This is a genomic window from Micromonospora sp. NPDC047527 (genome assembly GCF_040643015.1).
Taxonomy (GTDB): domain Bacteria; phylum Actinomycetota; class Actinomycetes; order Mycobacteriales; family Micromonosporaceae; genus Micromonospora.
Map to the genome: position 1 here is coordinate 243,733 of NZ_JBEYTK010000005.1, position 19,635 is coordinate 263,367.

At 73.2% G+C, this 19,635-nt stretch carries 11 protein-coding genes; 3 read left to right on the forward strand and 8 right to left on the reverse strand.

Features of this window, described 5'->3' with window-relative positions; genetic code table 11:
• Nucleotides 1–120 precede the first annotated feature (120 nt).
• On the reverse strand, nucleotides 121–2,091 hold the full coding sequence (locus ABZ808_RS20825; RefSeq protein ID WP_357008875.1) for an acetoacetate--CoA ligase: 1,971 nt from the start codon (nucleotides 2,089–2,091) through the stop codon (nucleotides 121–123).
• A 143-nt stretch (nucleotides 2,092–2,234) separates the two neighbouring features.
• Nucleotides 2,235–2,753, reverse strand: coding sequence for a hotdog domain-containing protein (locus tag ABZ808_RS20830; protein ID WP_357008877.1), 519 nt, complete (start codon nucleotides 2,751–2,753; stop codon nucleotides 2,235–2,237).
• Between the two features lie 23 nt (nucleotides 2,754–2,776).
• On the opposite strand from ABZ808_RS20830, the gene ABZ808_RS20835 reads away from it, so the two are divergent.
• The gene (locus ABZ808_RS20835; protein ID WP_357008880.1) at nucleotides 2,777–3,442 is read left to right on the forward strand and encodes a hypothetical protein; all 666 of its coding nucleotides are present in this window, start codon (nucleotides 2,777–2,779) and stop codon (nucleotides 3,440–3,442) included.
• Between the two features lie 50 nt (nucleotides 3,443–3,492).
• Here the strand turns inward: ABZ808_RS20835 and ABZ808_RS20840 are convergent, their stop codons facing one another.
• Complete coding sequence (locus tag ABZ808_RS20840) at nucleotides 3,493–4,776, reverse strand: multidrug effflux MFS transporter (RefSeq protein WP_357008882.1); 1,284 nt, start codon at nucleotides 4,774–4,776, stop codon at nucleotides 3,493–3,495.
• A gap of 222 nt (nucleotides 4,777–4,998) precedes the next feature.
• Nucleotides 4,999–6,168, reverse strand: a complete 1,170-nt coding sequence (locus tag ABZ808_RS20845) for an acyl-CoA dehydrogenase family protein (RefSeq protein ID WP_357008884.1) — start codon at nucleotides 6,166–6,168, stop codon at nucleotides 4,999–5,001.
• Nucleotides 6,169–6,417: 249 nt separating this feature from the next.
• Here ABZ808_RS20845 and ABZ808_RS20850 point away from each other — a divergent pair, with 249 nt between their 5' ends.
• Nucleotides 6,418–7,845 carry a UDP-glucose/GDP-mannose dehydrogenase family protein gene (locus ABZ808_RS20850; protein WP_357008886.1) on the forward strand — a complete coding sequence of 476 codons (1,428 nt, stop codon included), beginning with the start codon at nucleotides 6,418–6,420 and terminating at the stop codon, nucleotides 7,843–7,845.
• Nucleotides 7,846–7,996: 151 nt separating this feature from the next.
• On the forward strand, nucleotides 7,997–12,892 hold the full coding sequence (locus ABZ808_RS20855) for a permease (RefSeq protein WP_357008888.1): 4,896 nt from the start codon (nucleotides 7,997–7,999) through the stop codon (nucleotides 12,890–12,892).
• A 156-nt stretch (nucleotides 12,893–13,048) separates the two neighbouring features.
• Here ABZ808_RS20855 and purE read toward each other — a convergent pair whose 3' ends face one another.
• The 4 genes from purE to ABZ808_RS20875 all read right to left on the reverse strand — a co-directional run bounded on the left by purE (nucleotide 13,049) and on the right by ABZ808_RS20875 (nucleotide 19,426).
• Nucleotides 13,049–13,537 carry a 5-(carboxyamino)imidazole ribonucleotide mutase gene (purE, locus tag ABZ808_RS20860; RefSeq protein WP_357009548.1) on the reverse strand — a complete coding sequence of 163 codons (489 nt, stop codon included), beginning with the start codon at nucleotides 13,535–13,537 and terminating at the stop codon, nucleotides 13,049–13,051.
• Between the two features lie 26 nt (nucleotides 13,538–13,563).
• Entirely contained in the window at nucleotides 13,564–14,739 is a 1,176-nt protein-coding gene (locus ABZ808_RS20865) for a 5-(carboxyamino)imidazole ribonucleotide synthase (protein WP_357008890.1), read from the reverse strand.
• Between the two features lie 129 nt (nucleotides 14,740–14,868).
• On the reverse strand, nucleotides 14,869–16,905 hold the full coding sequence (locus ABZ808_RS20870; protein ID WP_357008893.1) for a thioredoxin domain-containing protein: 2,037 nt from the start codon (nucleotides 16,903–16,905) through the stop codon (nucleotides 14,869–14,871).
• A gap of 40 nt (nucleotides 16,906–16,945) precedes the next feature.
• Nucleotides 16,946–19,426: a bifunctional diguanylate cyclase/phosphodiesterase gene (locus ABZ808_RS20875; RefSeq protein ID WP_357009551.1), complete on the reverse strand. Its 2,481-nt coding sequence runs from the start codon at nucleotides 19,424–19,426 to the stop codon at nucleotides 16,946–16,948.
• Nucleotides 19,427–19,635: the final 209 nt, after the last annotated feature.

Genomic DNA, 19,635 nt, shown 5'->3' on the forward strand with positions numbered 1-19,635 from the left:
GTAGGGCCGGCAGGGCCGGGTAGGGCCGGCAGGGCCGGGTAGGGCCGGCAGGGCCGGGTAGGGCCGGCAGGGCCGGGTAGGGCCGGCAGGGCCGGGTAGGGCCGGCAGGGCCGGGCGGTTTTAGGCTTGGGTGCGGGACTGGGCGAAGGTTGCGAAGGCGTTCAGGGACTCGGGGTTCGCCAGCGCACCCTTGGCCGCGGCGCGGTCGACCGGGACACCGGTGAGGATTTTCTTGACCGGGACTTCCAGCTTCTTCGCCGACAGGGTGCGGGGCACTGCGCGTACCTGGTGGATCTCGTCGGGCACGTGCCGGGGCGAGAGGGCGGTACGCAGCTCGCGGCTGATCTTTGCGCGCAGCGCGTCGTCCAACTGCAGGCCCTCGGCCAGCACCACGAAGAGCAGCAGCTCGCCGGCGCCACCCTCGTCGTCCTCCAGGTGCACGACGACCGAGTCGACCACCTCGTCGAGCCCTTCGACCACCGAGTAGAACTCGGCGGTGCCCAGCCGCACCCCGCCCCGGTTGAGGGTGGCGTCGGAGCGGCCGGTGATCACGCAACCGCCCCGCTCGTTGATGGTGATCCAGTCGCCGTGCCGCCAGACGCCCGGGTAGACGTCGAAGTACGCCTCGGAGTAGCGGGTGCCGTCCGGGTCGTTCCAGAAGCCCACCGGCATGCTCGGCATCGGCTCGGTGATGACCAACTCGCCCAGCTCACCGATCACCGGGGTGCCGTCGGCGGAGCGGGCCTCCACCTTGGCGCCGAGCGCCCGGCAGGCGATCTCACCGGCGTACACCGGCAGCAGCGGTACCCCGCCGACGAAGCCGGTGCACACGTCGGTGCCGCCGGAGAGCGACTGGAGTTGGACCTGGTCGCCGACGGTCTCGTACACCCATCGGAAGCCCTCGACGGGCAGCGGCGCACCGGTGGAGCCGACGCCGCGCAGCGCGGACAGGTCGGCGAAGTCCCGGGGCACCAGGCCGGCCTTGCGGCAGGCCAGCAGGAACGGCGCGGAGGTGCCGAAGTACGTGGTGCCGGTCTCGGCCGCCAGCCGCCACAGCCCACCGAGGTCGGGGTGGCCCGGATTGCCGTCGAAGAGCACGATGGTCGCGCCCACCGCCGGGCCGGAGACCAGGAAGTTCCACATCATCCAGCCAGTGGTGGTGAACCAGAAGAACCGGTCGGCCGGGCCCAGGTCGTGGTGCAGGGCCAGCATCTTCAGGTGCTCCAGCAGGATGCCGCCGTGGCCGTGCACGATCGGCTTCGGCAGCCCGGTGGTGCCCGAGGAGTAGAGCACGTACAGCGGGTGGTCGAACGGCACCGGCGTGAACGTCAACGGCTCGTCGGTGGGCGCGGCCAGGTCGGCCCAGCTCAGCGCGCCCTCCGGCGGTACGCCGGCCGGGTCCAGGTATCCAATGCTCACGGTGTGGCGCACCGACGGCAGTGCGGCGCGGATGGCGGCGACCTCGGCGCGCCGGTCCACCGGTTTGTCGCCGTACCGGTAGCCGTCCACGGCGACCAGCACGGTCGGCTCGGTCTGCTGCCACCGGTCGGTGACACTGCGGCTGCCGAACTCGGGTGCGCAGGACGAGAAGATCGCGCCGAGGCTGGCGGTGGCGAGCAGCAGGACGTACGTCTCGGGAATGTTCGGGGCGTACGCCGCCACTCGGTCACCGGCGGTGACGCCGAGCCGGCGCAGCCCGGCCGACACCCGGCGGACCTGCTCGCGCAGTTCCCCGGCGGTCAGGGTGACCGGCGCGCGGGTCTGCCCGTGCGCGATCACCACCGGGTCGTCGTCGGCGCGCCCCGGCATCCGCAGCACGTTCTCGGCGTAGTTGAGCGTTGCCCCGGGGAACCAGCGGGCTCCGGGCATGCCCCGCTCGGCCAGGGTGGCGGTCGGCGGGGTGTGCGCCACGACCTCGAAGTGGTCCCAGATCGAGCGCCAGAACCCGTCCAGGTCGGTGACCGACCAGCGCCACAGCGCGTCGTAGTCGGCGAAGTCCAACCCACGGTGCTCCCGCAGCCAGCGCAGGTAGCCGCCGATGCGGGACCGATCGAGTACGTCCGCCGGCGGCGTCCACAGCACGTCACCCACTGCTCAACCCTCCCCCTGGCCCGGCACGCCAATGTGTTTGGGCCGTGGCGCCATCTTGCCCTACCTCGAAGCGTCATTCTTCGCAGCGGGTACGGTCACCGACGCGTGCCCGGCCCACACTCCAGCCCAGCCGCCCATGTGGGTCAGCTGGCGCGGTGGGCCTGGATGGCACGGCGGCGGGCGAGGCGGTGCGCGCGACGGATCTCGGCCTCCTTGTAGCGACGCTCGTCCTCGGGTGTCTCCGGCAGCACCGGGCGGACCGTGCGCGGCGCGCCGCCGACGTCCACGCCGACGAAGACCAGGTACGCGGTGGCCACCCGGACCGGCGCGTCCTCGGCGGAGTCCCAGCGCTCGGCGACGACCCGGACGCCCACCTCCATCGAGGTCTGGCCGGTCCAGTTGACCTGGGCGTGCGCGTGCACCAGGTCGCCGACCCGGACGGGCTCGGAGAAGACGATCTCGTCGATCGCCGCGGTCACCGCTGTGCCGCCGCTGTGCCGGGCAGCAGCGGCGCCCGCCACGTCATCGACGAACTTCATCAGAACCCCGCCGTGCACGGTGCCATGGAGGTTCACGTCGACGGCAGTCATGATCTTGCTCAGGGTGACCCGCGAGTACGAGGTCGGCTTGCCCGTCGGAGCGTCGGAGAGGTGCTCGGTCATGCCGGAAACGGTACGGTGCGCGGATGCGACATCTCTGGAGCTTCCTCGCCGGGCTGGTGGTGGCACCCATCACCTGGGTGCTCGTCACACTGGGGCAGGACGGGTCGAGCCGGACGGTCGACCGCTGGGTGGAGATCGGCACATTCAACACGGCCAACCTGATCGAGCCGGCCGTGTACCTCGGTGTCGGCGGGGTCCTGCTGGGCCTGCTCGGCACACTGCGCTTCTCGCCGGCCGGCCCGCTGGTCGCCGGGCTGCTGCTGGCCACCCCGTACGTCGGGATGTTCGTGGCGCCGTTCGAGGTGCGCGACGCCATCCCGCAGGGGTGGAAGGTCTTCGGTGACCCACTGCCGCTGCAACTGCCGGTGGAGAACGGCACGCTCTTCCTGATCGGCCTGCTGCTGCTGATGGCGACGTTCAGCGGGCAGCGCTGGCGGCCCTGGCCGCAGGCGGCGACCGCACCGGCCACGGTGACGGCACCGGCGGACGGCCCGCGCAACGACGACTTCACCCTGACCGACTGGCCGGCGCCCGAGTCCGCGGAGCGCGACACCGCCCCGCTGACCCTGGGTTACCCGGCCGATCCGACACCGACCGAACCACTGCCCCGTCGGGTGGGCGGCGAGTCACCGTGGTCCGCCCCGCCGCGCGGCCAGCCGCGCCCCGAGGACACCACCGAGATCCGCTGATCATCGGGCGGGCCGGTCACCCGGCCCGCCCGACCAACCCGCCGTCCGCGCTAGTGCAGGCCGACGGCCAGGTCCGGGTCGACCGTCTCGTTGAGGGCGGCGCGGGGCACGACCAGGAGCATGACCGCCAGCGCCGCGGCCATGCCACCCGCGATGACGACCGCCATCGGTACGGCTCCGGTGCCGAACAGACCCGCCAGGGGCGCCGAGAACGCGCCGATGCCGAACTGCACGGCACCGAGCAACGCCGCAGCCGTTCCGGCGGCCTCGCTGTGCCGGCTCATCGCCAGCGCGGGGGCGTTCGGCATGGCCAGGCCCGTCGCGGCCAGCACCAGCCACAGGATCGCGAGCAGGGCACCCAGGCCACCGAAGCCGGTCGCGGCGACCACGATCAGCAGCATGCCGAATGCAGTTCCGGCGATCAGGGCGCTGGCCAGGATCTGCTGCGGCGTGAACCAGCGCAGCAACCGCACGTTGAACTGGGTGGCCGCGATCAGGCCGACCGCACCCGCACCGAAGGCGATGCCGAACTCCTGCTCGTCGAGGCCGTACTGCTCCTGCAACACGAAGGACGACCCCGAGACGTACGCGAACAGGGCGGCCATCGCCAGCCCCGCGACCAGCACCAGACCGACGAAGGCCCGATCGTTGAGCAGCCGCCGGTAGTCGCGCAGGGTCGCTCCCACCCCGCCGCGGCGGCGACGAGCGGTGGGAAGGGTCTCCGGCAGCCGCAGCGCGGCGACGATGATCAGCAGCACGCCGAGCACCGCCAACGCCGCGAAGACGCCCCGCCAGTCGGTCCAGCCCAGCATGGCGCTGCCCAGCGTCGGCGCGAGGATCGGCGCGATCCCCATCACCAGCATCAGCCGGGAGAAGATCCGGGCGAAGGAGGAGCCGCTGAACAGGTCGCGCACGATGGCCGTGGCGACCACGGCGGAGGCGGCGACGCCGAGCCCCTGCAGGACGCGCAGCACGCCGAGCACGGCGATGTCGGGTGCGAAGACGCACAGCACGGAGGCCACGATGTGCAGGACCAACCCGGCCAGCAGGGGCTTGCGCCGGCCGATCACGTCGGAGAGCGGCCCGAGCAGCAACTGGCCCAGCGCGAGGCCGACCAGCGTGCCGGTCAGCGTCAACTGGACAGCGGTCTCGGTGGTCTCCAGGCCGGACGTGATGGCGGGCAACGCCGGCAGGTACATGTCGATGGTCAGCGGGCCGATCGCGACCAACGCGCCGAGCACCAGGACGAGCTGCGCCCGCTGGCGATTGGTCATCAGGTCACCCGGCAGGACTTCTTGCTCGGCGGCGGTCTTCTCCACCAACTGCTTCATCATCTCGATCTCTCTGCGGGTGTTCGTACGTCGTGGTGCATGCCCGACGGTGGGCTGCGAGGGGACGAGGCAGGGCGGTGGTGGCGGGTGGTTGTCCTGTGAGTCTGCCTATCCAGCAACGTCGCAGGCCCGTCCGCCATCGCGACTGTGCGCGGACTCACGCGCAGACGCCGGCTGCCCCACCGCCGGGTGGCGATGGGGCAGCCGGGTTCGATCAGGTGACGGTCAGACCGTGTCGGCCAGCAGCTGACGCGCCATGACGATGCGCTGCACCTGGTTGGTGCCCTCGTAGATCTGCGTGATCTTGGCGTCCCGCATCATCCGCTCCACCGGGTAGTCGCGGGTGTAGCCGTAGCCACCGAGCAACTGCACCGCGTCGGTGGTGATCTCCATGGCCGCGTCCGAGGCGAAGCACTTGGCCGCCGCGCCGAAGTAGGTCAGGTCGGCGTCGCCCCGCTCGGACCTGCCGGCGGCGGCGTACGTGAGCTGCCGGGCCGCCTCCAGCTTCATGCCCATGTCGGCGAGCATGAACTGGATGCCCTGGAACTCGGCGACCGCCTTGCCGAACTGCCGGCGCTCGGCCACGTACCCCTTGGCGTAGTCGAGCGCGCCCTGCGCGATCCCGACGGCCTGCGCGGCGATGGTGACCCGGGTGTGGTCCAGGGTCTTCATGGCGGTCGCGAAGCCGGTGCCCTCGGCGCCGATCATCCGGTCGGCGGGGATCCGCACGTTGTCCAGGTAGACCTCGCGGGTGGGCGAGCCCTTGATGCCGAGCTTCTTCTCCGGCGCGCCGAAGCTCACCCCGGGGTCGGACTTCTCGACCACGAAGGCCGAGATGCCCCGGGAGCGTGCAGCCGGGTCGGTGACGGCGAAGACGGTGTAGAACTCGGACACCCCGGCGTTGGTGATCCAGCGCTTCACGCCGTTGAGCACCCAGTGATCCCCGTCACGCACCGCGCGGGTGGTCATCGACGCGGCGTCGCTGCCCGCCTCGGGCTCGGAGAGGCAGTACGAGAACATCGCCTCGCCGGCGGCGACCGGGGTCAGGTAGCGGCGCTTGATCTCCTCGGAACCCGACAGCAGCAGCGGCATCGTGCCGAGTTTGTTGACCGCCGGGATGAGCGAGGACGACGCGCAGGCGCGTGCCACCTCCTCGATCACGATCGCCGTGGCCAGGGCATCCGCGCCCGCCCCGCCGTACTCCTCGGGGATGTGCGGCGCGTGGAAGTCGGCGGCCCGCAGGGCGTCGTAGGACGCCTTGGGAAACTCCCCGGTCTCGTCCGCCTCCGCGGCGTTCGGGGCCACCTTGGCGGCACAGACGTCGCGTACGGCTTCCCGGATCGCCTCGTGCTCGTCGGGCAACCGGTAGGCGTCGAAGGACTCCCCTGCGGCCATGTCGACCCTCCCTTTCACCGCTATCATGCGCAGTCTGTGACTTCCCCTGACCGCCGACCGCGCAGACTGAAGGATAGCGACTGCAGTTCAGGTGATGTTACCGGCGCGTAGGTACGGGCATGACGGAGCACCCACGCCGCCGGACGATGATGGAATACAAACAGTTGAGCCACCCCTCCGGTGCCCGCCAGGCGCCGTAGCAGAACGCGACGCGACGACGCGCCGCCAGCGCGAGTGGAGAAGACAGGCGTGACGATCCCCTACCCCACCATCCAGCCGAGCCCCGCCATCGCCGCGGTGACACCGCCGTCGGGCGCGCCTCGGCCGCGGGTGACCTTCCTGGGGACCGGCTACCTCGGTGCGACCTACGCCATCTGCTACGCGGAGCTCGGGTACGAGGTGCTCGGGTACGACGTCGACGCGGACAAGATCGCCAAACTCAACGCCGGTGCGGTGCCGATCCACGAGCCCGGCCTGGACGAGCTGCTCAAGCGCAACCTGGCCGCCGGCCGGCTGCGGTTCAGCACCGACATCGCCGAGACCGCCGAGTTCGGCGACGTGCACTTCATCTGCGTCGGCACCCCCCAGCGGGCCGACGGGATGGGCGCCGACCTGTCGTACGTCGAGGCGTCGGTGACCAGCCTGGCGCAGCACCTGACCCGCAAGGCGCTGATCGTCGGCAAGTCCACCGTGCCGGTGGGCACCGCCGAGTGGGTGGAGCAGCTCGTCGGCAAGCACACCCCCGACAACCTGGGCGTCGAGGTGGCGTGGAGCCCCGAGTTCCTCCAGGAGGGCTTCGCCGTCGACGACGTGCTGCGCCCCAACCGGATCGTGGTCGGCGTCAAGAGCGAGTGGGCCAACGGCATGCTCTACGCCGCGCACAAGGGCGTCTTCGACCTGGCCGCCACCGAGGACCGCGAGGTGCCCCTGGTGGTCACCGACTTCGCCACCGCCGAGCTGGTCAAGGTCGCCGCGAACGCCTTCCTCGCCACGAAGATCTCCTTCATCAACGCGATGGCCGAGGTCTGCGAGGCCTCCGGCGGGGACGTCACCCAGCTGGCCCGGGCAATCGGGTACGACCCTCGGATCGGCAACCGGTTCCTCCAGTCGGGCCTCGGCTTCGGCGGCGCGTGCCTGCCCAAGGACATCCGCGCCTTCCAGGCCCGCGCGCAGGAGTTGGGTGCCGGCGAGGCGCTGCGCTTCCTGCACGAGGTCGACCTGATCAACCTGCGCCGCCGTACCCGCGTGCTCCAGCTCGCGGCGGACCTGCTCGGTCGCCGCTCCGGCCCGGCCGGTCCGGATTTCTCCGGCACCCGCATCGCCGTGCTGGGCGCCACCTTCAAGCCCAACACCGACGACGTCCGCGACGCCCCGGCGCTCGCCGTCGCCGCGCTGCTGCAGAAGGCCGGCGCCGACGTGCACGTGTACGACCCGCAGGGCACCGAGAACGCCCGCCGCGCGGTTCCGGAGCTGACCTACGAGACCGGCATCAACGAGGCGGTCACCGGCGCTGACCTGGTCTGCGTCCTCACCGAGTGGGCGGACTTCCGCAACGCCGACCCGGTCGCCCTGGGCGAACTGGTCGCCGGCCGCAAGGTCGTCGACGGGCGCAACTGCCTCGACTCGGCGCTGTGGGCCCAGGCCGGCTGGGAGTACCGGGGCATGGGCCGCCCCTGACGGTCCCCACCCATCGGCCGGTCGCGGAGCACCCCTCCGGCGGCCGGCCGATGACGTTGTTTGCCCCGGACCCGCCGACAAGAGTCGAAATCCGCGCCAGCTTTGGGCATGCTGCGACAGTGGGAGTCCACAGTGCGGGTGGAGGGGTGTCGTGGCGACCTTTCAATGCTCCTCGTGCGGCCGGGAGATCAAGCCGGCCGTCCGCTGCCCGCACTGCGGTGCCGACCAGCCACAGTGGTCCGAGCACCTGGCCAACATCGAGCGCTCGATCGCGGAGATGAAGGCGCGCGACGCCGCCATCGCCCGCGAGCAGCGGCAGATCGCCGCCAAGATGCAAGCCGCCCTCTTCCAGCGGGACATCCTCGCCCACGCCGGGGAGGAACGACTCAAGCAGGCCACGCGCCCTCGCCGGGTGCTGCGCCGCCGCCCCGGTCGCCGCCCGCCGACGGCCACCACCGGCGCCCCGCCGCGGGTCCCCCGCCAGGGCACCCCGGCCGCACCGGAGGACCCGCCACCGCCGCCTCCCCCGCCGACCTGGCTGGACGCAGACGACCCGGAGCACCCCCCGGAGGCGTCCTCCCGGGAGGTGCAGAACATCCCCCTCGGTCTGGGTGCATTGCTGCTCGGCGTGGCCGCCGTGGTCTTCGCCGCAGTGGCGACCAGCTCGATGGACGCGCTGGCCCGCCTCGGTGTCCTGCTGCTCGCCACCGTGCTGATGCTGCTCGCCCCACCGGCGCTGGCCCGGCGTGGGCTCACCTCGACCGCGGAGACGATCGCCGCGGTGGGTCTGCTGCTCGTGCCACTGGCCGGGTACGCCCTCTGGGCGGTGGACCGGATCGGCGACGGCGGCACCTCCGGCGCGATCTTCGCCGGTCTGATCTTCACCGGCACCGCCGCCGTTTCGGTCGGGTACGCCGCGTGGACCGGTCTGCGCGCACCCCGCTTCGCCACCGTGCTCGCCGCACAGCCGGTGCTGCCGCTGCTCGCGTACGACTGGATCACGGGGCCGGGTGGCTGGGCCCTGGTGCTGACCCTGGTCGCCCTCCTCGACCTCTGGCTGGCCCGCTCCGGGCTGATGGTGGAGCGGCCCGTCCGGCAGGACCTGCCGGAGCCGAGCACCCCGGCCCCGCCCCGCCAACGCGACGCGGAGGGCCGGCCGGAGGGCGACCCGGAGGAGGCCGGCGAACTGATCGACGCCGGCGTGGGTACCGCCCAACCCTCGCCGGCCCGTCCGGTGCCCGGGGTGCGCGAGCTGACCTGGTCGCTGCACGCGGTGGCGGTCGCCGTCGCCCTGGCGTACGCGGTCACGGCCTTGCTCCGGGCGCAGACCGTGCCGACGGCGACCAGCGCGGGGCTGGTGCTGGTGCTGGCCGCGGCGGTCGGGTTGGCCGGCGCGCTGGTGCTGCGCCGCCCACCGCTGCCCGACGTCGGGGCCGGCATCCTCACCCTGGCCGTGATCGGCGCCCTCGGCCGGATCGCCTCCGTGGCCCTGCCCGGCCAGTCGTTGCTGCTGATCGCCGCGGTCATCACGGTGACCGGGCTGGCGGTACGCGCGGTCCCCGAGGCCGCCCGGCGTGGCCCGCAGGTCGCGTCGGCGGTCGCGCTGACCGTCAGCGGGATAGTGGTCGCCGGGGGCGCGCTGCGCGCCGGCGTCGCCCCGGTCCGGGCGGCGCTGCCCGCGTGGGGCGCCGACCTCGACGGGTACGCGGCCGAGCTGGCCGCCGCCGTCGGCGCGAACACCTGGCAACTCGCCGCCGCCGCGTTCCTGCTCACCATCGCCGCGGTGCTGGCACTGCCACCGGACATCCGCCGTGAGTTCGCCGTCGCGGGAGCCGCGCTGACCGCGCTCGCCGTACCGGCCTCGTTCGGCCTCGGCTGGGCGGCGGCACCCTGGCCGATGGTGCTCACCGCGATCGGCATCGGGGTGATCGGCCTCTCCGCGCGGACCTCCCGGGCCGCGTTGGCACACGCCGTCGGCGCCGCCGTGGTGGGCCTGTTCGGCGTCGGGGCGGGCCTGTCCAGACCAGCGCTCACGGCTGCCGTCCTGCTCACCATCTTCGCGGCGACCGCGCTGGTCGCGCTGGCCCCCCGCGTCCGGATCGCGTCCGCCGCCGCCGACACGGTCACCGACTGGGCCGCCGGTGGCGCCGCGTTCGCGCTGCCCGGCGCGGTGGCCGCGTTCGTGGCCGCCACCGCATCCGTCGACCCGACGCCCAACTCGGCCAGCCTCCGCGAGGTGACCGTCCCGGTGCTGGCGGCGAGCTTCCTGGCGGTCTGCGTGACCCTCGGGTACGCCGCCATGGTGCAGGTCTCCCAGCGGCGCATCCCGGCGCCCCTGTCGGTCGGCACCGGGCTGGGCGCGCTGGTGGTCACCGCCGCCGCCTTCGGCGCCCCGGGGGCGACCGTCGCCGACGCCTGGGTCGGCGCGCTCCTGTTGGTCGCCGCGGTGCTGCTCTACCTGGCGCCCTCGATCGACGCCGGCCGCCGCTCCGACCTCACCCTGGACGGCTCCGACCTGGCCGCCGCGGCGGTCACCACCGCGCTGATCGCCACGATGGTCCGCATCGGCGCGGTCCTCGCCCCCGGCGGGCAACTGGCGGTGGCCGCCGGCCTCGTGCTGGTGGTCGCCGTGGGTGCCCGTGCCATGCCCGAGGAGTGGCGGCGCGGGCCGATCCTCGGCATCACCGTCGGCGGCGTACTCATCGGTGTGCTCGCCGGTTGGTCGGCGCTGCGCGGCGGGGTGGGCGTGCTGGCCACGCCCGGCCCGATCTGGGACGGCGACCTGAGCGGTTGGCCGGCCGCGCCGACCGGCGGGTCGACCTGGCAGGCCCCGATCGCGCTGCTGTTGCTGGCCGTCGCCGCCGGCATCCTGCTGCCGCCACCCTGGCGGTGGGACGTGTCCGGCGCGGCCGTCGTGCTCGCCACGATCGGTGCCCCGGCCGCGTTCGACCTGCCCTGGTGGTCGCCGGTGCTGATCGGCGGCATGGTCGCCACCGTGTTCGGGATGGCCTCGGTGGCCACCGAGGAGGCCCGCGCCGGGCTGTCCCGGGCCACCGTCGCCGGGGTGGTCGCGCTGCACGCGGCCGGCGCCGGCCTGGTCCGCCCGTGGACCACCGCGTTGGCGCTGGGCAGCATCGCGCTGATCGGCGTGGTCGTGGCCGCGGTGGCCCGCGTACTGGCCGGGCCGCAGGTGACCGACCTGGAGACCGAGGGGATGCCACCGCACCTGGCCCAGATCGGCGGTGCGGCCGCCGGGGCCGCGCTGCTGGCCCTGCCCGGCGCGGTGGCGGCGCTGGCCGTCGAGTTCCAGCACTCGGCGCAGGTGGTGCTGACCGCCGCGCTGGCCGCGTCCAGCCTCGGTCTCGCGGCCGTGGCCGCCGTTCGCCGGCACGTGCCGCAGTATTTGCCCTGGGTCAGCGTGGCAGTGGTCGGTGGTGCCACCATCAGCGCCCTCGCCGCCATCCCCACCGGCCTCCCCGCCGGGGTCTACGCGGCCGCCGCCGCCCTGCTCGGCGTCCTCGCCGAACTGGTCCGGGCGGCGACCGCGCCGCCCACCGACTCGGCCCAGCCGGTCCGGCGGTGGGCCGTGCTCCTCGACGGTGCGCTGCGACGGTTGCCGGACGACCCGGAACGGCGGCAGTGGCGGGTCAGCCCGTCCGCCGGCGCCCTCGCCGCAGCCGCCCTGCCGACCGTCCTGGCACTCGTGTCGATCGGGCCCGCCCTGTACACCGCCCTCGTCGAGCCGCACCGCACGTTGACCCGGATCTGGCAGGGCCCGCCCCCAGAGCTGCTCACCCCGCCGTCGGACGTGGTCAACCCGACCCACGTGCTTACCGCGCTGCTGCTCACCGCGACCGCCGCGCTGGCCGCCACGGGGTTCAGCGGCGGGCGGCGGTCCCGTGCCGTGCCGGTGGTGCTGCCCGGCGCGGCCGTCACACTGCTGATCGCACCCATCGCGCTGGGCCGGGGCTGGCCCGCGAGCACCGTCGCCGCGCTCGCCGTCTTCACCATCGCGATGCTCGGCCTCGCGCTGACCCCACCGCCCGCGCTCGTCGAGCCGGCCCGTTCGCTGCGGCTGGCCCGGGTGCTGGTGTTCGTCATCGGGCTGGCCGGCGGCAGCGCCGGGCTCGCCGGCAGCCTGGCCGATCGGCAGCTGACCCTGTTCACCCTCGGCAGCGCCGTCGGTGTGGGCGCGGTGGCGGCGCTGTTCGGCATCACACAGCGGGCGCGCATCCTCGGCTGGCTCTTCGCATCGCTGATGGCGCAGCTCTTCGTACTCACCGCCGGCCTGGTCGCCGGGCTGGCCCCGGTCTGGTCCGCCTTCGGCGTCCTCGCCGTCGGCGCGGTCCTCCAGGTGCTCGCCGCGACCCTGCCCCGGCTGCGCCGCCCCGAGGCTCAGCGCGAAGCGTCCACGGTGGAGTGGAGCGGGTACGCGGCGGCACTGATCGCGCTGGCCCTCGCCTTCGACTCGCCCCGCCACATCGCCGCCCTGCTGGCCGCATGGGGCGCGGTCCTCGGCGTGGCGGCCACCCGGCCCGGTCGCCGGCCGGTGGAGCGCCGCATCCTCTTCTGGGCGGTGGTGTTCTGCGAGATCACCGCCTGGTGGATCCTGATGCGCGTCGCCGACGTGGCGCTGCCCGAGGCGTACACGCTGCCCTTCGCCGTTCTGGCCCTGCTGGTCGGGGTGCTGGAGTTGCGCCACCGACCGGACATGAGCAGTTGGGTGGCGTACGGGCCGGCGCTGGTCGCCGCGTTCGTGCCGACACTGGCGATCGTGCTGGCCACCGACACCAGCACGCTGCGGCAGATGCTGCTGCTACTCGGCGCGGTGGCGGTGCTGATCTTCGGATCGTCCAGCCAGCAGCAGGCACCGGTGATCGTCGGCGCGTCGGTCACCGCGATCACCGCGATCCACGCGCTGTTCAGCTTCGGCCCGTGGCTGGCGCTGATCCCCGTGGGCTTCCTGCTGCTCGTCCTCGGCGCCAGCAACGAACGCCGCCGCCGCGCCCAGGAACGCCTACAGACCGCCCTGCGCTCCATGAGATGAATCTGAGGAACAAGCGGCGTGAGTGAGTGGGCACGGTGAGCGTGCCGGGTCCGCCCGTCCCCTCCCCCGCGATCTTGCACTTCCTGCCCGGACTAAAGGGGCACATCTGCACCTATCGGTGACCGAAAGTGCAAGATCGCCGGGGGGTGGGGGCGGTTACAGGGTTTCTTGGAGGGCTGCGTCCTTGGTTTTGATGAGCTGGTCCAGGTTCTGCTGGTAGGTCGTCATTCGGGCGCGCAGGGGCTCGTCGCTGGCACCGAGGATTCGTACGGCCAGCAGGCCGGCGTTGCGCGCGTTGCCGATCGACACGGTGGCGACCGGGATGCCCGCCGGCATCTGCACGATGGACAGCAGCGAATCCATGCCGTCGAGGTGCTTCAACGGCACCGGCACGCCGATCACCGGCAGCGGCGTCACCGAGGCCACCATGCCCGGCAGGGCGGCTGCTCCGCCCGCACCCGCGATGATCACCTTGAGGCCCCGGTCGGCGGCGTCCTGGCCGTACTCGATCATCGCGACCGGGGTCCGGTGCGCCGAGATCACTCGGACCTCGTACGACACACCGAATTCGTCCAGCACCTCGGCCGCAGCCCGCATGGTCGGCCAGTCCGAGTCACTGCCCATGATCAGCCCGACCGTGCTCACACCGACCCCCTCATCGTTCATGTGGCTCACTCGTGCCCCTCGCGCAGCCAACGCGCGGCCCGCGCGGCCCGCGCCCGTACGTCGTCCAGGTCGTCACCGAGCACGGTGACGTGCCCCACCTTGCGGCCGGGCCGGACCTGCTTGCCGTAGAGGTGCACCTTCGCGCCCGGCTCGGCGGCGAAGAGGTGGTGCAGCCGCTCGTCGATCGACATTCCGCCCGGCTCGCCGCCGAGCACGTTCGCCATCACCACCACCGGCGCGGTCAGCGCGGTGTCGCCCATCGGGTAGTCCAGCACCGCCCGCAGGTGCTGCTCGAACTGGGAGGTCCGGGCGCCCTCGATGGTCCAGTGCCCCGAGTTGTGCGGCCGCATCGCCAGCTCGTTGACCACGATCGCCGGCCGTCCGGCCTCGTCACGCACCTCGAAGAGTTCGACGGCGAGCAGGCCGACCACGCCGAGCGCGGTGGCCAGGTCGATGGCGAGCTGCTGGGCGGCGACGGCAAGCTCTTCGTCCAGGCCGGGCGCCGGGGCCAGCACCTCCACGTTGATGCCATCCCGCTGGACCGTTTCGACCACCGGGTACGCGGCCACCTGGCCGAACGGCGACCGGGCCACCTGCACGGCCAACTCCCGGCGCAGCGGCACCCGTTCCTCGACGATCAGCGGGGTGCCGCCGGCGAGCAGCATCTCTGCCAGCTCGGTGGCCTGCGCGGCGTCGTCGACCATCCAGACGCCCCGGCCGTCATAGCCGCCCCGGGCTGCCTTGAGCACCACCGGCCAGCCGACCTGCTCACCGAAGCCGACCAGGTCCGCGGGTTGACCGACCGGCCGCCACGCCGGGTTGGGCGCACCCAGCTCGGTGAGGCGTTCCCGCATGACCTGCTTGTCCTGGGCGTGCAGCAACGCGTCCGCCGGCGGGTACAGGGTCGCCCCTTCCGCCGCCAGAGTGCGGATGTGCCCGGTGGGCACGTGCTCGTGGTCGAAAGTGACCACGTCGCAGCCCTTGGCGAAGGTGCGCAGGGCGGCCAGGTCGGTGTGATCGCCGTACTGGACGTCGGCGGCGACAAGCGCCGCACCGTCCTCCGGGGCGGTAGCGAGCACACGCAGTGACTGGCCGAGGGCGATCGCGGCCTGGTGGGTCATCCGGGCCAACTGGCCGCCACCCACCATGCCGACAACAGGCAGTCCGGTACGGGAATCCATAGCGCGGCCAGCCTATCCGGGCCGTCGGCGGGCCCACCCGGAGGGCCGGCGCCCACGCTTTCGCGAGGCGCCGACCACCACCGGGCCCGGGTCGCGGGCAACTACCGGGCGCTACGTCGGCCGTTGCGCTCAGGCGAGCTGGGCGACCAGCTCCTCGACGGAGGTGACCGGCCGTTGGCAGACGAAACCCCGGCAGACGTACGCCGCGGACCGCCCGTCGACCAGCGGCCGGTCGGCGAGCAGCGGCACCCCCGGCTGGTCCGGGGCCCCGGCGACCACCACCGCCCCGGGCGGGGCGTGCCGGCGTGCGGCGGCCACCAGCGGATCGCCGGCCGGGTCGTCGGTCACCACGGCGATCTCGTACGGCCCGGACAGCAGCGCCTCACCGACCGTGGCCGCGTACCCGGTGAACCGGGCGTGCCGCCCGACGATCGGGGCCACGGTGGCCAGCGCCGCCTCGGCGGCCTCCCGGTACCGCGTCTCGCCGGTCAGCGCGGCGTACGCCACCAGCCCGGCCACCAGCGCCGACCGGCCCGACGGGGTGGCGTTGTCGGTCGGGTCGGCCGGGCGGGTGACCAGCTGCTCCGCGTCGTCAGCGGTGTCGTAGTAGGCGCCACCGGACGCGGCGAAGTGCTCCAGCGCGGTGTCCAGCAGCCCGCCGGCCAGGGTGAGCCAGCGGCCCTCGCCGGTGAGCTGGTGCAGCGCGCAGAACGCCTCGGCCACGCAGCCGTAGTCCTCCAGCACCCCAACCGGCTCGCCGACCTTGCCGTCGCGGGAGACCCGGCGCAGCCGGCCGTCCACCAGGTGCACGGTCGCCAGGTGCTCGGCGGCGTCGCGCATCGCGCCGTCGGCGACGATGGTCACGCCGTCCATCAGGTTGGCGTCCTTGTCCTGCGGCGACGCGTACAGGGCGGCGACCTGCTGGAACTCGGCGATCGCGGTGATCGCCAGGCCGTTCCACGCGGCCACCACCTTGTCGTCACGGGCCGGCTGGGGACGCACGTCCCGGGCAGCGAGCAGCTGTCCCACCACCTGCTGCCAGCGGGCGCGGACCTCGGGCGCGGCATCGTCGGCGTCCCGGGCGAGCCGCAGCACGCTCATGCCGTGCTCGAAGGTTCCCTCCTCGGTCACGGCGAACAGGTCGGCGGCCCAACGGCCGTCCTCCTCGCCGAGCACCTCGACGAGCTGGGCGGGCGTCCAGGCGTAGGTGAGCCCCTCGACGCCCTCCGTGTCGGCGTCCAGCGCGGACGCGAACCCCTCCCCCGGCCGGTGCAGCTCGTCGGCGAGGAACCGGGCGGTGTCCCGGGCGATCCGGCGGGCCAGCGGATCGCCGGTCAGCCGCCAGAGCTGCGTGTAGACCCGCAGCAGCAGCGCGTTGTCGTAGAGCATCTTCTCGAAGTGCGGCACCGTCCAGTGCGCGTCCACCGAGTACCGGGCGAAGCCGCCGGCGAGCTGGTCGTAGATGCCGCCCCGCGCCATCGCCTCACCGGTGTGCCGGGCGATCTCCAGGCTGCGCGGGTCGCCGGTGCGCTGGTGGTGGCGCAGCAGGAAGAGCAGGTTCATGTGCGGCGGAAACTTCGGGGCGCCCCCGAAACCGCCGTTCGTCCCGTCGTACTCACCGGCCAGGTTGGCGGCCGCGGCGTCGAGCAGCGGGGCGTCCAGCGGCGCGGTGGGGCCACCCACGGCCTGCGCGCCGCCGATCGCCTCGACCACTGCGGCACCCTGGCGCAGCACCTCCGCACGCTGGTCGCGCCAGGCGGTGGCGACCGACTGGAGCAGCCGGACGAAGTTGGCGCGCGGGAAGTAGGTGCCGCAGAAGAACGGGGTGCCGTCGGGGGCGGCGAAGACGGTCATCGGCCAGCCGCCCTGACCGGTCATCGCCTGGGTGGCGGTCATGTAGACCGCGTCGACGTCCGGGCGCTCCTCGCGGTCCACCTTGATCGACACGAAGTCGTCGTTCATCAGGGCGCCGACCTGCTCGTTCTCGAACGACTCGTGCGCCATCACGTGGCACCAGTGGCAGGCGGCGTAGCCCACCGAGATGAGCACCGGGACGTCGCGCCGTTTCGCTTCGGCGAACGCCTCGTCGCACCACGGCCACCAGTCGACCGGGTTGTCGGCGTGCTGGAGAAGGTATGGACTGGTGGCGTTGGCGAGTCGGTTCACCCGACGACCATAACCAGCACCGACGGGCCGCGCCCGGCCGTCAGGAGGCGCCGTCGGCGCGGAGCCGGAAGACGTTCGACTCCGCCGAGTCGCGCAGCGACCCCAGCACCGCGCCGATCTTGTCCGCCGGCATCGGCTTGAAGAAGTGGTAGCCCTGCGCGGACGTGCAGCCCAGCTCGGCCAGGGCCAGCCGCTGCTCGGCGGTCTCCACCCCCTCGGCGACCACGCGCAGCCCCAGCTCGTGGGCGAGCCCCACGGTGGTCCGCACGATCGCCGCAGCCTCCGGTGAATCGGCCATCCGGATCACGAACGAGCGGTCCACCTTCAACTCGTCCACGGCGATCCGGGTGAGGAAGGTCAACGAGGAGAAGCCGGTGCCGAAGTCGTCCACCGCGAGCTGCACGCCCATCGACCGGAGCGTGGCCAGCACCTCGTCGATGACCTCCAGCTCGCTCATCACCACCGTCTCGGTGATCTCCAGGACCAGGCGGTGCGGCGGCACCTGATGCCGGCGCAACGCCTCGGCGATCTCCGCCGGCAGGCGCGGGTCGAGCAGGCTACGCGCGGACAGGTTGACCGAGATCGGGACGTCGAGCCCCTCGCGGGCCCAGCCGGCGGCCACGGCGAGCGCCTTGTTCAGCACGTACCGGGTGAACGTGCCGAGCTGCTCGCTGTTCTCCACCGGGCGGATGAAGTCGACCGGGTTCAGCCAGCCCCGCCGGGGATGCTGCCAGCGGATCAACGCCTCCACACCGGTGGGCGCGCCGGTGGCCAGGTCGACCGCCGGCTGCAACGCCAGCACGAGCTGGTCGTCGACCTCCAGCGCCTCGCGCAGCTCGGCCAGCAGAGCGAGCTGGTCGGTGCTGGCCGCGTCCCGGGTGCTGTCGTACGCGGCGACGCTGCCGCCGCCCTCCTTCGCCTGGTACATCGCGATGTCGGCCCGGCGCAGCAGCTCGGTCAGGTCGGCGGCGCCCGCGTCGGCGACCACCACACCGACGGATACCTCGATCGACATCCGCACCCCGGCCACCTCGGTCGGCGCGGCCAGCCGCTCGGCGATCTCCCGGGCCTGCCGCAGCGCGTACGCCATCGGGGCGGTCCGGTCACCCAGCACAGGAACCGAGGTGAGCAGCAGCGCGAACTCGTCACCGCCGAGCCGGGCGAGCAGATCGCCGGGGCGGGCCAACGCGCTGAGCCGGTTGGCGGTCAGCCGCAGCAACTGGTCGCCGGCCGCGTGCCCGAGGGTGTCGTTGACTTCCTTGAACTGGTTGATGTCCAACAGGAGCAGGGCCACCGGGTGCTCGTGCGCGAGCTGCCGCAGCGACTGGTCGCCCTTGCCGAGCATCGCCGTCCGGTTGGCCAGCCCGGTGAGCAGGTCGTGCACCGCCTCGTACGACGATCGGGCGGTGACCAGTCGCAGCTCACGGTGCGTCGCGGCGTCGTGCAGGGCGGCGGCGAGGGCATCGCCGAACGCGGCCACCGCGTCGCGCTCCCGGGTCGTGGGCGGGGCGGATCGGGGGAACCGGACACGCAACCGGCCGACCGGCGCGGCGCCCACCGACAGGGGACGGATCAGCTCGTGCTCGTCGGCCTCCGACCGGCCCGGTGGGCTCACCTCCCGGTCGATCAGTTGGCCGCCGGCGTCGCCCCGGTACCGGCGCCACCTGCCATCGGCCCGGGCCACGTCGACGTCGACCAGTTCGGCGTTGAACAGCGTCAGCGCGCCGCTCACCGCGGCGCTGGCCACGCCCCTCTCGTCGAGCTGGTTGAGGGCCGCGGTGGCCTCGGCGAAGGCCCGCCACGTCCGGCGTTCCTGGTCGGCGCGCAGCCGGTAGCGGTAGGTCTGCTGGAGCAACCACAGCAGCGGCGGAAGCAGCAGCAACCAGCGCGCGTCCAGCTCCAGCAGCGCGACGACCACCAGGCCGACCGCCACGTTGCCCACGAACATCAGCAGCTTGCCGCGCAGCGCGGCGAGGAGCGGCGGCCCGATCGGCAGCCCGTGCCGCAGACCCAGGGTGACCCCACCGAGCCAGGCGGTCACCAACAGGTAGGTCACCGAGCCGGCGATCACGGCCAGCGCCAACATCGGGGTCGGCGGAGCGAGCAGCGGCTGCCCCAGGGCCGTCGTCACGGACACCGCCAGCGCCGACGCGGCGGCCAGCGACGCGGCGATGCGGACGATCTCCAGTGGTGGACGGTGGTCGCTGTACAGCGAGAGCGCCGTCCAGGCCAGGCCCGCACCGAGCAGGGTGGCTGCGGGCAGCCAGCCGGCCGGCGCGAGGTAGAGGCAGACGATCAGCGCCGCCTCGCCCCAACTGATGCTGACCATGCCCGCGCCCGCGCGGAACCGCAGTCGGGCGAGTTGGGCGACGGCGAGGACGGCCACGGCGATGCCGAAGCGGGCCGGAGCGCCGAGCGGATCGTCGGCCGGCAGCCGGGTCGGGAGGGTCAACCCGACAGCGGCGGAGACCAGAGCGGTAAGCGTCACCGCGCCGGTCAGCACGAGCAGCCGGGCCGGCATGCGGCGCGCCCCGACTCGGTCGGACGGGTCGGCGGCCGGGCCGGAGGTCATCGATCGCCCTCGTTGGACGGCCGACCGACGCGACGACGGGCCACCGGTGCTGTGTCGGTCATCGGCGCCCCCTTCCGCGCACGGCTCGGAGACTTTTGGTCCCCCCGGCGGAAGGCTAAGCCAAACCGGGTGGTCGCAACAGGGGCCGACCACCCGGT

Bases quoted from the DNA above. Each gene is read 5' to 3' on its own strand.
- ABZ808_RS20875 (WP_357009551.1), bottom strand. From the start codon at position 19,426: ATGCCGGCCCGGCTGCTCGTGCTGACCGGCGCGGTGACGCTTACCGCT.
- ABZ808_RS20845 (WP_357008884.1), bottom strand. From the start codon at position 6,168: ATGGCCGCAGGGGAGTCCTTCGACGCCTACCGGTTGCCCGACGAGCAC.
- ABZ808_RS20830 (WP_357008877.1), bottom strand. From the start codon at position 2,753: ATGACCGAGCACCTCTCCGACGCTCCGACGGGCAAGCCGACCTCGTAC.
- ABZ808_RS20840 (WP_357008882.1), bottom strand. From the start codon at position 4,776: ATGATGAAGCAGTTGGTGGAGAAGACCGCCGCCGAGCAAGAAGTCCTG.
- ABZ808_RS20865 (WP_357008890.1), bottom strand. From the start codon at position 14,739: ATGGATTCCCGTACCGGACTGCCTGTTGTCGGCATGGTGGGTGGCGGC.
- ABZ808_RS20835 (WP_357008880.1), top strand. From the start codon at position 2,777: ATGCGACATCTCTGGAGCTTCCTCGCCGGGCTGGTGGTGGCACCCATC.